13 protein-coding genes are annotated in these 12,767 nt (G+C 68.2%); 6 read left to right on the top strand and 7 right to left on the bottom strand.

All coding sequences use genetic code 11. The features are described from left to right. The 7 genes from BIX52_RS20635 to BIX52_RS20605 all read right to left on the bottom strand — a co-directional run bounded on the left by BIX52_RS20635 (position 1) and on the right by BIX52_RS20605 (position 6,800). On the bottom strand, positions 1-510 hold the full coding sequence (locus BIX52_RS20635; protein WP_083660610.1) for a TRAP transporter small permease: 510 nt from the start codon (positions 508-510) through the stop codon (positions 1-3). Next, positions 507-1,799, bottom strand: a complete 1,293-nt coding sequence (locus tag BIX52_RS20630; protein ID WP_075223007.1) for a TRAP transporter large permease — start codon at positions 1,797-1,799, stop codon at positions 507-509. The genes BIX52_RS20635 and BIX52_RS20630 overlap by 4 nt, the downstream gene beginning before the upstream one ends. A 371-nt stretch (positions 1,800-2,170) precedes the next feature. After that, entirely contained in the window at positions 2,171-3,193 is a 1,023-nt protein-coding gene (locus BIX52_RS20625) for a TRAP transporter substrate-binding protein (RefSeq protein ID WP_075223006.1), read from the bottom strand. A gap of 195 nt (positions 3,194-3,388) precedes the next feature. After that, on the bottom strand, positions 3,389-4,057 hold the full coding sequence (locus BIX52_RS20620) for a cyclase family protein (protein WP_075223005.1): 669 nt from the start codon (positions 4,055-4,057) through the stop codon (positions 3,389-3,391). 6 nt (positions 4,058-4,063) lie between these two features. After that, positions 4,064-5,350: a TRAP transporter large permease gene (locus tag BIX52_RS20615; RefSeq protein ID WP_075223004.1), complete on the bottom strand. Its 1,287-nt coding sequence runs from the start codon at positions 5,348-5,350 to the stop codon at positions 4,064-4,066. Beyond that, positions 5,347-5,805: a TRAP transporter small permease gene (locus BIX52_RS20610; protein ID WP_075223003.1), complete on the bottom strand. Its 459-nt coding sequence runs from the start codon at positions 5,803-5,805 to the stop codon at positions 5,347-5,349. Before BIX52_RS20610 ends, BIX52_RS20615 begins: the two co-directional genes overlap by 4 nt. Positions 5,806-5,813: 8 nt before the next feature. Then, positions 5,814-6,800, bottom strand: a complete 987-nt coding sequence (locus BIX52_RS20605; protein ID WP_075223002.1) for a TRAP transporter substrate-binding protein — start codon at positions 6,798-6,800, stop codon at positions 5,814-5,816. A 284-nt stretch (positions 6,801-7,084) separates the two neighbouring features. Here BIX52_RS20605 and BIX52_RS20600 point away from each other — a divergent pair, with 284 nt between their 5' ends. The 6 genes from BIX52_RS20600 to BIX52_RS20575 all read left to right on the top strand — a co-directional run. Continuing rightward, positions 7,085-7,747 (top strand): GntR family transcriptional regulator, encoded by a 663-nt coding sequence (locus tag BIX52_RS20600; RefSeq protein WP_075223001.1) that lies wholly within the window; start codon positions 7,085-7,087, stop codon positions 7,745-7,747. A gap of 154 nt (positions 7,748-7,901) precedes the next feature. Further along, positions 7,902-8,681 (top strand): SDR family NAD(P)-dependent oxidoreductase, encoded by a 780-nt coding sequence (locus BIX52_RS20595; protein ID WP_075223000.1) that lies wholly within the window; start codon positions 7,902-7,904, stop codon positions 8,679-8,681. Positions 8,682-8,925: 244 nt separating this feature from the next. Continuing rightward, a complete protein-coding gene (locus BIX52_RS20590; protein ID WP_075222999.1) occupies positions 8,926-9,423 on the top strand; it encodes a TRAP transporter small permease in 498 nt (165 codons plus the stop codon). 12 nt (positions 9,424-9,435) lie between these two features. After that, positions 9,436-10,713 carry a TRAP transporter large permease gene (locus BIX52_RS20585; protein WP_075222998.1) on the top strand — a complete coding sequence of 426 codons (1,278 nt, stop codon included), beginning with the start codon at positions 9,436-9,438 and terminating at the stop codon, positions 10,711-10,713. Between the two features lie 162 nt (positions 10,714-10,875). Then, on the top strand, positions 10,876-11,835 hold the full coding sequence (locus BIX52_RS20580) for a TRAP transporter substrate-binding protein (RefSeq protein WP_075222997.1): 960 nt from the start codon (positions 10,876-10,878) through the stop codon (positions 11,833-11,835). Positions 11,836-11,912: 77 nt separating this feature from the next. After that, the coding region (locus BIX52_RS20575) for an isocitrate/isopropylmalate dehydrogenase family protein (RefSeq protein ID WP_075222996.1) at positions 11,913-12,767 on the top strand (855 nt) is incomplete at its 3' end.

Genomic DNA, 12,767 nt, shown 5'->3' with positions numbered 1-12,767 from the left:
TCAGCCCAAGAGCCCGCCCGAGGTCTCCGCCTCGTCGAACCGGCCGCGAAATGTGAGAATGAGACCCGCCACGCTGTAGGCGCACATCAACGCCCCGCACACCGGGATGGAGGCGTACCACCACGCCTTGTCGAGCCGCAGGAAAGGCGTCGTCTCCCCCGACCCCGCCATGAACGCATAGCCCTTGATGAGAAGCACCAGCGCCACCATCAGCATCAGAAACTTGATGCCGATCTCGATGCCGTGCCGCACCTTCGCCGGCACCGACACCAGCACGAGGGTGACGTTGTAGAGCGCCCCCTCCCGCCACAGGGCGACGGCGCCGAGGAAGGTCAGCCACGCGAACAAAAGCTCGACGATCTCGTCCGATCCGGTGATCGACACCACCGGGACCGAGCGCGTGATGACCCCCGCCAGAAGCAGGAGGAAGAGCCCGACGAGCGCCCCCGTGACACCCCAGCGGCAGACGAAAGCCACGGCCCTGTCGGCCGCCTTCAAAACGCGGATCATGAGCCGTACCCCAACGCATGCGGCAGCCACAGCACCGTCTCCGGCACGAAGGTGACGAGAAGCAGCACCGCGAACAGCGCCAAGATGTAAGGCCACATCTCCCGCACCATGTCGCTGATCGGAACGTTGCTGACCGACGACACCGCGAACAGACACATCCCCACCGGCGGCGTGACGAGGCCGATCATCAGGTTCAGCACCATGATGATGCCGAAATGCACAGGGTCCACGCCGATCTGCAGCATCACCGGCAACAGGATCGGGAAGGCGATGATGATGATCGCCACCCCCTCGATGAACATGCCGAGCACCAACAGGATCACGTTCACCAGAATGAGGATCACCCAAGGATCGCTCGACAGGCTGAACATCGCTTCGATGACCGCGTTCGGGATCTGCTGCTGGATGAGCACCCACCCGAACGGCGCGGCGGCGGCGATGATGAACATCACCTGCACCGTCTGCCGGCCCGACAGCCACAGGATGTCCGGAATGTCGCGCCACCTCAGCTCGCGGTAGACGCAGGTGCCGAGGAAGAGCGCATAGGCCGTGGCGAGCACCGCCGCCTCCGTCGGCGTGGCGAGCCCGCCCAGGATTCCGCCGATGATGAAGACCGGCGTCAGCATCGCCGGCAGCGCGCCGAAGAAGACGCGCCGCGCCTCCGGCCCCGCCGGGCGTTCGTCCATCACGGGAAGGCCGCGCACCCGCGCCACCACGGAGATGACCACCATCAGCGCCACCGCCATCAGGACGCCCGGCACCACGCCCGCCAGGAACAGCGCGCCGATGGAAACGTTGGCGAGGCTGCCATAGATCACCAGCGGGATGGACGGCGGCATGATCGGCCCGATCGTCGACGACACCGCGGTGATCGTCGCGGCGAAGCGGCCCGAATAGCCGGCCTCGCGCATCGCCTTCACCTCGATGATGCCGAGCCCCGCCGCGTCCGCCACCGCCGAGCCCGACATGCCCGAAAAGAGCACGCTGGCGAGAACGTTGACATGCGCCAGCCCGCCCCGGATGCGCCCGACGAAGAGCTGCGCCGCCGCGAAGATGCGCTCGGTGATGCCGCCCGTGTTCATCAGGTTGCCGGCGATGATGAAGAAGGGGATGGCGAGCAGCGGGAACGACGTCGTGCCCGCATAAAGCCGCTGGATGAAGATGAAGAGGAGGTCCGGCCCCGTCGCCCACCACATGGTGCCGATGGCCGTGGCCGCCAGCGCCACCGCGATCGGTACGCCGAGAAGAATGAGCCCGCACAGGACGAGCAGCAGGACGACCATCAACATGAAAGAAACCGCACGAAGAGACTGACGAGAGGAACGGGCGAACGAAGACGACCGGGCCCGAGGTCGCGAGCCGACACGGGGCGGCCGGACAAGAGGCCGCCGGACACGAGGACGTCGGGCAGGGCGCCGCACGACAGGGCGCCGCACGGCACGAGGTGACCCGGAACGTTGCCGCCCGGATGAAGCGGCCGTGATCCACCCTCAGGCGGAAATCCGGGCAGCCGGACGACGAAGCCAGGTGACGCAGCCGGGCAACGCAGCCAAGTGACGGGGGCCACCCGTCACCTCACATCCGGCGCATCACGGCCGGACCGCGCGGGCCGCGCCCGGGCAGCGCGGAGCCGGGCCCGAAGACTCGGCGCGGCGGCCGCTCAGCCCTCGCCCTTCGCGGCGTCGACGAGGCCCTGCCAGGTGGTCCACGCCTCCTCGCCGATGTTGCGCTTCAACTCCGCATAGGCGGGTTCCATCTCGGCCTGGAAGGGCGCGATCTCGGGCCGCGTCACCGCGACGCCTGCCGCCTCCATCTGCGCCAGATAGTCCTCCTCCTGCGCCACCACGGCGGCCCGCGCCGCGTTGCCGGCCGCGGTCGCCTCCTCCTGGATGATGCCGCGCTGATCCTCGCTCAAACGGTCCCAGGAGCGCGGATTGGAGGCCAGCATCACCGTCGCGTAGATGTGCTTGGTCAGCGCGATGTGGCTCTGCACCTCGTAGAACTTCGCCGCGAAGGTGGTGCCGACGGGGTTGTCCTGCCCGTCCACCGTCTTGTTGGCGAGCGCCAGATAGACCTCCTGGAAGGCGATCGTCTGCGTCTGCGCGCCCAGCGCCTCGAACGCCAGCTTGATGGCGAGCTCCGGCGGCACACGCAGCTTCATGCCGCGAATATCCTCCGGCCCGTTCACCGGCCGCACGCTGTTGGAAAGACTGCGGAAACCCCACTCGTAGTTGGCGATCCACGTGAAGCCCGCCTTGGCGAGCTGCTCGGCCATGAACTCGCGCCCGGTCACGTCCAGCGTGCGGTGCGCGTGTGCGTAGCTCTCGAACTGGTAGGGGATGTTCACGACGCCCACCGTGCGCGACAGCGCCTCGATGTTCGCCGGGTTCAGAATGATCATGTCGACCGCGCCGGCCCGCACCTGCTGCGCGGTCTCCGTCGGCGAGCCGAGTGCGTTGTTCGGGAACAGCGTGATCTGAACCTCGCCCCCCGTCCGCTCGGCGATGTTGGCCGCCATCGTCACGGTGGTCGTGTGCACCGGATGGCTGGTGTCGGCCGGGTGGGTGAGCTTCAGGCTCGTCGCCGCGCGGCTGAGGCCGGGGCGCAAGATGACCGCCGCCGACGCCGCCCCCGACAGGGCCACGAATTTGCGGCGCGAAAGCGCGTCGAAAGAGGATCCCATGGCTGTTTCCTTCCGCCTTGTTCTATGACCCGCACGCTCTGCGGCGCGTTTGGTCGAACGGCGGCAGGCCGAGGTTCATCCCCGGTCCCGCCGCCGCATAAGGCGAACTTTGCATTCAAAGACGGTCAATCGTCAAGCGTACGATCCGCCGTCCGACCATTATCGGCCGTTATTGCATGCAAACGAAGCGCGCCGTCAGTTCAGGTCCATCGCCACCACGCGGGCGGGCGCACCGTCCGAGCCGGTGTAGCGGATCGGCAGCGCGCTCAGGACCGTCGTCGCCGTCGTCACCTGGCGCGTGTTCACCAGATACTCGATCAAGGTCACCTTGTTGCGCAAAAGCACGTCGTGGGTGACGTGCTCCTCGATCGGCCTCATCTCGCCGTGCAGCATCAGGCGGATGGTGTAGTCCTGCGGAAAATCGAAGGCGACGGCGGTCGGCCCGCGCTCCAAGAGCCACTCCGACGCCTCGCGCGACATGAAGGGCGCATCCAGCCAGAAATCGGCGGTGCGCCAGTCCCTCTGCTCGTCCCAGCAGGAGCGGAACATGGCGATCTGCCCGCGCTCCAGGTGGCCCGCACGCTCGGCGAGGCGCGCCGCCGTCACCTCCTCGTTGGGTTTGATGTCGGTGAGGTCGATCACCGCCGCGGTCCCGCACACGCGCGACAGGTCCAGCGCGTCCAGCGTGTCGCCGCCCGGCACCATGTGGCGCGGCGCGTCCACATGGGTGAAGCCGTGGCAGGTGGTCTTCAGCCCGCTCGCCTCGAACAGGTCGCCGTCGGCGAAGCTGCCCTTCTTGAACCGCTCGATCGGCCAGCGCAGGTGGCCTTCCTCGATCGGCATGGAGAGGTCGTAGATCTTCATAAAGGGTCAGCCTCCGCTGTAGAGGCCCGGCAAGGTCAGCACCACGGCCGGGAAAACGAGACAGATGACGAGCGCCACGATGAGCGCGGCGAGGAAGGGCAGGCTCTCGCGGATCACCACCTCAGGCCGCTCCCGCGCGATGTAGGCGGAGAGGTAGATGAGGTAGCCGATCGGCGGCGTCGTCAGCCCGATCATCAGGTTGAGGACGATGAGAACGCCGAAGTGGATCGGGTCGATGCCGAGCGACACCATCGTCGGCAGGAACACCGGAACGACGATGACGAGGGCCGCCAGCGGGTCCAGGAACAGGCCGATGACGAGGACGAAGACCATCACCAGGACGAGCACCCAGAAGGGATCGGTGGTGACCGCGAAGATCGCCTCCGCCGCCATGGTCGACACCTTCAGATCGGCGACGATCCACGCGAACAGCGCCGACGCGCCGACGATGACGAGAACCGTCGCCGTCCCCTTCGCCGCCTCCACCAACGCGGTGAAGCAGCCGCCCCAGGTGAGCTCGCGGAACCAGAACTTGCCCACCACGAAGGCGTAGGCGACCGCGACCGCGCCGGCCTCCGTCGCCGTCATGATCCCGCCCAGGATGCCGCCGACGATGATCACCGGCGTGAGCAGCGCCACCAGCGCCCCGGCGCCCGCGCGCACGATGGCGCCGAACCCGGCCCACGGATCGGCCGGATAGTTCCGCCTGATGGAGATGATGTAGACCACCACCATCAGACACGCCGCGACGACGAGACCGGGCACGATGCCGGCGAGGAACATCTTGCCCACCGACACCTGGGCCAGAACCGCGTAGACGATCATCGGGATCGACGGCGGGATGATCGGCCCGATGACGCTGGACGTCTGCGTGATCGCCGCCGCGAACCCGCGCGAGAAGCCGGACTTCTCCATCGCCGGGATCATCACCGAGCCGACCGCGGCCGTGTCCGCCACCGCCGAGCCGGAGATGCCGGAGAAGAACACCGAGGACAGGACGTTGACGTGGCCGAGCCCGCCGCGGATGTGGCCGACGCAGGTCTGCGCGAAGGCGACGATGCGCCGGGTGACGCCGCCGCGGTTCATGAGCTCGCCCGCCAGGAAGAAGAAGGCGACCGCGAGCAGCAGGAAATTGTCGACGCCCGACAAGAACTGCTGCGCCACCACCGCGAACGGGATGCCCGGCCGGTAGACGAGAAGCGCCACCACCGAGGCGATGATGATGGCGAACACCAGCCGCACGCCCAGCAGCGCGAGCAGCACCATGGTGCCGACGAGGATGAGCGCGGTCACAGCGGCGCACCCCCGCCCGGGTGGAACACCTCACGCCACACGCTGGCGACGGCCCACACCGCCCCGCCCACCATCAGCGCGGCGAAATACCACCACTTGGAAAGGTCCAGCGTGACGTAGCGGTCGAACGCGAACATGGCCGACAGCTTCCACGCGCCCCACGCCAACAGGGCGATGGCGCCGAGCGCGCCGAGGGCGGCGACGACGCGCAGCGGGCGGCTGAAGCGCGGCAGATCGGCGATGAGGCCGATGCGCATGTGGTCCGCCCCCGCCGCGCCCAGCACGACGAGCCAGACGAAGAGGAGCCTGTTCAGCTCCTCCGCCCAGACGATGGAATTGTTGAGGCCGTAGCGCGCCACCACCTGCGCGATGGTGATCGCGGTGATGACGGCGACGAGCCCCGCGACGGCGACGCGCCACAGCCACGTCGCCGCCGTCTCGATGGAATGGATCACGGGCGCCCTTATTGTGCGGAGGGCGCCAGCGCGTCGATCTTCGTCAGCAGCGCGTCACCGAACTTCTCGGCGTACATGGCGCGCGTCTTGTCGGCCACGACGGCGCGGAAGGCGTCCACGTCCGGGTCGGTGACGATTTCCATGCCGGCCGCCGTCATCGCCTCCAGGCTGGAATTTTCCTGCACCCGGTTCAGCTCACGCTCGTAGGCCGCGGACAGCTTGGCGGCCACGCGCAGCGCCTCCTTCTGGTCCTCCGGCAGGCCGTTGAACTTCGCCGCGTTCATCACCAGAGGCGCCGCCGTATAGGCGTGCTCGGTGATCGACATGTACTTCTGCACTTCGTGGAAGTTGGAGTGGTAGATGTGCGTGGTCGGGTTCTCCTGCCCGTCCACCGTGCCCGTCTGCAGCGCGCTGTAGAGTTCGGCGAAGGGCATCGGGGCCGGGTTGGCGCCGAGCAGCGTGAAGGCTTCGATGTGCGCCGGGTTCGGCGTCGTGCGCAGCTTCAGCCCCTTCAGGTCGTCAGGCGTGGTGATCGGCCGCTCGTTGTTGGTGAGGTTGCGGAAGCCGATTTCCCAGAAGGCGAGGCCCTGGAGGCCCACCCCGTTGATGGAATCCATCAGCTCGGCGCCGACCTCACCGTCCAGCACGCGGTAGGCATGCTCGGGCGATTCGAACAGGAAGGGCAGGTCGAGAACGTTCACCTGCGGCGCGAAGGAGGTGAAATAGGGGTTGCCGGTCACCGTGATGTCGATGGTGCCGAGCCGCGCACCCTGCAGCGAGTTGGCCGAGTTGCCGAGTTCGCCGGCCGGGTAGACCTCGATCTCGAGCGCCTTGTCGGTCATGTCCTCGACGATCCACTTGAACATCATCGCCGCCTTGTGGGGCGTGTCGCTGGTGTTGGCATAGTGGCCGAAGCGCAGCGTCTCGGCGCTGGCGCCGGTGGCGAAACCGGCCGCGACGATGGATGCCGCGAGTAGGGTGTTGAGGGTCCGCATGGTGTCCTCCAGACGTTTCTTTTTGGGAGCCGCACCGCGAGCGGGCACGGCGGGGTTGGGGGAGGAGACGCCACGACCTTGCCGCTTTACGCAAGCGACACCCAAAGATTTTCAGATCGAGGGGAATGCGCGAAGAGCAAAACCTATCGCCGGCGCCGCACTCCACCGCCGGTCGGCGCGCCACCGGGGCAGGATCGGGCGAAAGGGCCGCAAGAGGCTTTCATCCGCGCATAGCCTGAATGTATTAGGAGATATATGTAGCGAGAGCGCGTTGGAGAGCCAGCATGGGACGAGCCGCCGATACGGCCTACACCGCCATCAAGGAGCGGATCGTCCGCGGCCGGCTCACGCCCAACACCACCGTCGATGAAAGCGAGATCGCCAACGAGCTCGGAATGAGCCGCACGCCCGTGCGCGAGGCGCTGCTCAGGCTGCAGACCGAATCGCTCGTCGACATCGCGCGCGGGCGCGGCATCCGCGTCCTGCCCATCTCCATCACCGACATGCGCGAGGCTTACCAGGTCATTTCCGGCCTTGAAATGGTCGCGGTGCAGCTTCTGTCGGAGCGGGCGCCGGATGCGGCCTACCTCGCCCCCCTCGCCGAGACCGTCGCGCGGATGCGCGCCGCGCAGGACGCCGGCGACGTGATGGGCTGGTGCGACGCGGACGAGGACTTTCACCGCACCTTGATGCGCCTGTCCGGCAACACCCGTCTCGCCTCCGCGGGGATCCAGATGCGCGATTTCGCCCGCCGCGCCCACGTCGTCGCCGTGCGCCTGCAGAGCGCTGAATATACCCGCACCTCGACCGAGAATCACGCCGCGCTGGTCGACGCGCTGGCCTCCGGCAGCTTCGAGCTCGCGGTGGAGAAGCACCTCCTCCAGCGCCGGCGCGGCGAGGGCCTCCTCATCGGCGCCGTGGAGGCGATGAACTTCAGCGCCCTGTGAGCGCGGACCGGCCCCCGTGTGCCGCCACGTTCGCGCCCCGGCCCCGGCCGCGATGCTGAGACCGGGCCACGCGGCGCCACGCCCCCCGCGCCACGACACTCAGCACCCGCACCCCGCGCGCACCACCGCGCGCCAACAATCAGGACGGACCACAATGGGCGGACTCTTCTCCTTGGACGGCACGATGGCCATCGTCACCGGCGGGGCCAGCGGCATCGGCGCCGCCGCCGCGCGAACGCTTGCCGAGGCGGGTGCCACCGTCGCCGTGCTCGACCTCGACCGGGAGCGCGCCGCCGCCGTCGCGGACACCCTCCCCGGCGCCCCGTCCGGCTCCCCGGCCGCATCCATGGCGCTCGCCTGCGACGTCGCCGACGAAGCGTCGGTGGAGGCGGCCGTCGCACAGGTCGCCGAACGCGCCGTGCCGGGCGTCCTCGTCAACTGCGCCGGCATCGCCATCCGCGATGCCGCCACCGATCACCCGCTGGCGAGCTGGAACAAGGTCGTCGACGTCAACCTGACGGGGAGCTTCCTCATCTCGCGCGCAGTGGCGCGGCGGATGATCGCGGCGGGCACCGGCGGCAGCATCGTGCAGACCGCGTCGATCATGGGCCTCTCCGGCGGCGGGGTTTATCCCAACGTCTCCTACCAGACCACCAAGGGCGCCCTCGTCAACATGACCCGCGCGCTGGCGGTGGAGTGGGCCGGGGCGGGCATCCGCGTCAACGCCGTGGCGCCGACCTATGTGCGCACCCCGTTCATCAAGGCGCTGCTCGATCAGCCCGAGGTGATGGAGAAGATCTTCGCCATGACGCCGCTGAAGCGCCTGGCCGAGCCTGAGGAGGTCGCCGCCGCCATCCTCTTCCTCGCCAGCCCCGCCGCCGGGATGGTCACCGGCCACACCCTCCCCGTCGACGGCGGCTTCCTCGCCCAATAACGGCGCGTCGCTTCATCGGCGCGCCCCGTTATCGGCGCGCCCCGGCGTCTGCCTGTCCGGCATCGGCGGACGCCGTTGCCGGCTCGACGCATCCGCGCGAGCATACCTATTGATATATTTACACGTATATGGTTGGTTCCCACGACCAACATGAACCGGCCGCCAAAGGCCGGCGCTGACGCCGGGTCCACCCCCGGCGCGGGAGGACCATCGTGAGACACAACCCCCAACGGGGGCGCAGCTGATGCGCCGCCCGACCCTCAGTCACGGCCCCGTCGGCTTCGTCTGCGACTGCCTCGAAGCCGTCGCCGGCCTCCTCGTCGTCGTCCTGTTCGCGCTCATGATCGGCGTCGTCTCCTACGAGGTCGTCATGCGCTACGTCTTCAACGCACCCACCTTCTGGTCCGGCGAACTGGCACGCTGGGCGATGGTCTGGGTCGCCCTCGTCGGCCTCGCGCTCGCCGTGCGCCACCTCGACAACATCAAGGTGGACGTCCTCGTCGACGCCGTGCCCCGCCCCGTGCAGGTGGTCATGGCCATCCTGCGCTTCGTCTTCGCCTTCGCCTTCGCGGGGGTGATGCTGGTCTACGGCATCCGCCTCATGCGCCTCAACGCGGGCCAGACGAGCCCCGGCCTCGAATGGTCGGTCTCCATCCTCTACCTCGCCCCGACCGTCTCGGCCGTCCTGATGCTCGCCTTCCTCGCCGAGCTCGCCCTGCGCCGCGACATCCGCCCCTTCTGACGGAGACCCCCGATGGAACTGACAATCCTCGTGGGCACGCTCGTCCTCACGCTCCTCATCGGCCTGCCGCTGCCGATGTGCCTCGCCGGCGCCTCACTCGCCGCGCTCCTCGCCATCGGCGACCTGCCCCTCGGCATGATCCCGCAACGCTTCGTCGCCGGCATCAACTCCTTCGCCTTCATGGCGATCCCGTTCTTCCTGCTGGTCGGCCAGATCATGAACGAGGCCGGCATTACCCGGCGCATCGTCGCCTTCTCCAACGCCCTCGTCGGGCCGATGCCGGGGGGCCTTGCCCAGGTCAACGTGGTGTCGTCGATGTTCTTCGGCGGCATCTCCGGCTCGGCCACGGCCGACACCGCGTCGGTCGGCTCCATCATGATCCCGGCGATGAAGAAGGAGGGCTATTCCGGCCCCTTCACCGTCGCCCTCACCGCCTGCTCGTCCACCTGCGGGCCGATCATCCCGCCGTCGATCACGCTCATCCTCTACGGCATCATCGCCGAGGTCTCGATCACCCAGCTCTTCCTCGGCGGCTACGTGCCGGGCATCATGCTGGGGCTCGGCTTCATGGTGATGACCTACATCATCTCCAAACGCCGCAACTATCCGACCTATGCGCGCCCGTCGCTGAGCGAACTCGCGCGCACCGCCGTCTCGGCCGCGTGGGCGGTGATCCTGCCCTTCCTCATCATCGGCGGGCTCCTCTTCGGCCTCTTCACGGTGACGGAGGCGGCGGCGGTCGCGGTCGTCTACGCCCTCTTCATCGGCCTCTTCGTCTATCGCGACCTCAAGGTCACCGCCCTGCCGCGCATCCTGTTCCAGACCGCCATCCGCGTCGGCGCGCTGATGACGGTGGCGGCCGGCGCCCTCGTCTTCGCCTGGGTGCTGACGATCCTGGAGGTGCCGCAGCAGGTGGCCGAATGGATCTTCGCCTTCTCCAGCGATCCCATCGTCATCCTGCTCCTTCTGAACGTGCTCTTCCTCGTCATCGGCATGTTCATGGAGGCCAAGGCGGCGATGCTGATCCTGCTGCCGGTCATCCTGCCGATCCTGCCCGAAGTCGGCATCGACCCGATCCACTTCGGCGTGGTGGTGGTGTTCAACCTCCTCGTCGGCCTCGTCACCCCGCCGGTGGGGCTGTGCCTCAACCTGGCGGCCAAGATCGGCGACGTGCCGCTCAACCAGGCCGCCGTCGCCGCCCTCCCCTTCATCGCGGTTCAGCTCATCGTGCTGTTCCTCATCACCTACATCCCGGGCCTCGTCCTCTGGCTCCCCGGCCTACTCGGCTGAGCCTTTTCGGCTGAGCCTTCCGGCCCGCGCCGGCCGGCCCGCACCTCTTCCGGGGCCCCGGCCCCGGCACGCACCTCTTCCGGGGCCCCGGCCCCGGCACCCCAACGGGGCAAAGACCCCGGCACAACCCAGGGGCTGAACCAGCCCGACAGAGAGGAAACCATGCGCTTCATCGCCCTCATCGCCGCCGGTGCGCTCGCCGGTGCCGTCTCCACCGCCTCCGCCGAGACGCTGCGCCTCGGCCACGGCCAGGACCCCTCGGACCCCGTCCACACCGCCGCCAAGACCTTCGCCGAAGCCGTCTCCGAAAAGACCGGCGGCGAGGTGGACGTTCGCATCTTCCCCTCCTCCAGCCTCGGCGACTACCAGCAGATGCAGGAGGCGCTGCAGCAGGGCGGCATGGATATCGTCATCGAATCCATCGGCACCCTGTCTCGCTATCACCCGCTCGCGGGGGTCGAGAGCATGCCCTACCTGTTCGACGACGCCGCCCACTACGCCGCCGTCTGGAACGGCGAGGTCGGCGAGGAGCTGAAGGCCAAGATCGCCGACGAAGCGAACTTCCTCGTCCTCGGCCACATGTATCGCGGCGCGCGCCAGCTCACCGCCAACCGCGAGGTGCAGTCGATCGACGATCTCGCCGGCCTCAAGATGCGCGTCTCGCCGATGAAGGAACGCCTCGTCACCTGGCGCACCTTCGGCGCCAGCCCGACGCCGATGTCCTGGTCCGAAGTCTTCACCGCGCTGCAGCAGGGCGTGATCGAGGCGCAGGAGAACCCGCTCGCCACCATCCAGTCCGCCAGCCTGGACGAGGTGCAGGACTACCTCATCCTCACCGCCCACATGGCCAACGGCTTCACCTTCCAGTTCAACGCCGACGCCTTCGAGGCGATGGAGCCGGCCCATCAGCAGGCGATCCGCGAGGCCGCCAACGAGGCCGCCGACTGGTACAACGCCTACATCACCGAGGAAGAGGCCGCGATCCTGGCCGACCTCAAGGAAAAGGGCATGACGGTCGTCGAGATCGACCGCGCCCCCTTCCGCGCCAAGGCCGACGAGGTTGTCGCCGAGTTCCCCGAGCTCGCCGACTGGTACCGCCGCATGGTCGCCGCCTCCAACTGAGGCCCCTCCCCCCGCTCTCCGGCGTGCGCCGCTCCGCGCCGCCGGCCCCGCCTTCTCACCCCGCGAACGAGACCACCATGAACGATATGATGCCGAAAACCCGCTACGACATTGCCGTCGTCAAGGGCGATGGAATCGGCCCCGAAGTCTGCGACGCCGGCCTCAAGGTCATCCAGGCCGCGCTGCCCGACCCCGGCAAGCTGAACTTCAACGAATACCGCGCCGGCGCCACGCTGTGGAAGGAAACCGGCACCTCCTTCCCCGAGGAGACCTTCAACGCCTGCCGCGATGCCGACGCGATCTTCCACGGCGCGGCGGGCCTGCCCGACGTCACCGCCGCCGACGGCACCGAGCCGGGCCTCGACTTCGGCCTGCAGCTCCGCTTCCGGCTCGACCTCTACGCCAACATCCGGCCGATCAAGCTGCACCCCGGCGTGACCTCGGTGCTGCGCCACTACGAGCCGGGGCAGATCGACTACATCATCCTGCGCGAGAACACCGAAGGCTTCTACGCCGCGCGCGGCGGCGGCAACATCGTGCGCGGCGAGATCGCCAGCGACACGTCGATCATCACCCGCCACGGCACCGAACGCATCGTGCGCAAGGCGTTCGAGCTGGCGCGCTCCCGCAACGGCGCCCCGCTCGACGGCAAGAAGCGCGTCACCTGCTGCGACAAGGCCAACGTGCTGCGCTCCTACGCCTTCTTCCGCAAGATCGCGCGCGAGGTGGCGGAAGATTATCCCGACGTCGAACTCGACTTCGCGCTGATCGACGCGATGACGGTCCACCTCGTCAAGCGGCCGGACTTCTACGACGTCATCGTCACCGAAAACATGTTCGGCGACATCATCTCCGACCTCGGCGCGGCGACGGTCGGCGGCATGGGCATGTCCCCCACGGCCGAGGTGGGCGACAACAACGGCTTCTTCCAG

The sequence above is a fragment of the Acuticoccus yangtzensis genome (genome assembly GCF_001927245.1).
Lineage (GTDB): Bacteria > Pseudomonadota > Alphaproteobacteria > Rhizobiales > Amorphaceae > Acuticoccus > Acuticoccus yangtzensis.
The sequence above is the reverse complement of the archived record's forward strand: the minus strand, read 5'-3'. Positions and strand labels throughout refer to the sequence as shown.

What these genes read in the sequence shown, in the direction of transcription:
- BIX52_RS20595 (WP_075223000.1), top strand. Translation starts at nt 7,902, where the DNA reads ATGGGCGGACTCTTCTCCTTGGACGGCACGATGGCCATCGTCACCGGC.
- BIX52_RS20625 (WP_075223006.1), bottom strand. Translation starts at nt 3,193, where the DNA reads ATGGGATCCTCTTTCGACGCGCTTTCGCGCCGCAAATTCGTGGCCCTG.
- BIX52_RS20590 (WP_075222999.1), top strand. Translation starts at nt 8,926, where the DNA reads ATGCGCCGCCCGACCCTCAGTCACGGCCCCGTCGGCTTCGTCTGCGAC.
- BIX52_RS20585 (WP_075222998.1), top strand. Translation starts at nt 9,436, where the DNA reads ATGGAACTGACAATCCTCGTGGGCACGCTCGTCCTCACGCTCCTCATC.
- BIX52_RS20635 (WP_083660610.1), bottom strand. Translation starts at nt 510, where the DNA reads ATGATCCGCGTTTTGAAGGCGGCCGACAGGGCCGTGGCTTTCGTCTGC.
- BIX52_RS20630 (WP_075223007.1), bottom strand. Translation starts at nt 1,799, where the DNA reads ATGTTGATGGTCGTCCTGCTGCTCGTCCTGTGCGGGCTCATTCTTCTC.
- BIX52_RS20580 (WP_075222997.1), top strand. Translation starts at nt 10,876, where the DNA reads ATGCGCTTCATCGCCCTCATCGCCGCCGGTGCGCTCGCCGGTGCCGTC.
- BIX52_RS20605 (WP_075223002.1), bottom strand. Translation starts at nt 6,800, where the DNA reads ATGCGGACCCTCAACACCCTACTCGCGGCATCCATCGTCGCGGCCGGT.
- BIX52_RS20620 (WP_075223005.1), bottom strand. Translation starts at nt 4,057, where the DNA reads ATGAAGATCTACGACCTCTCCATGCCGATCGAGGAAGGCCACCTGCGC.
- BIX52_RS20600 (WP_075223001.1), top strand. Translation starts at nt 7,085, where the DNA reads ATGGGACGAGCCGCCGATACGGCCTACACCGCCATCAAGGAGCGGATC.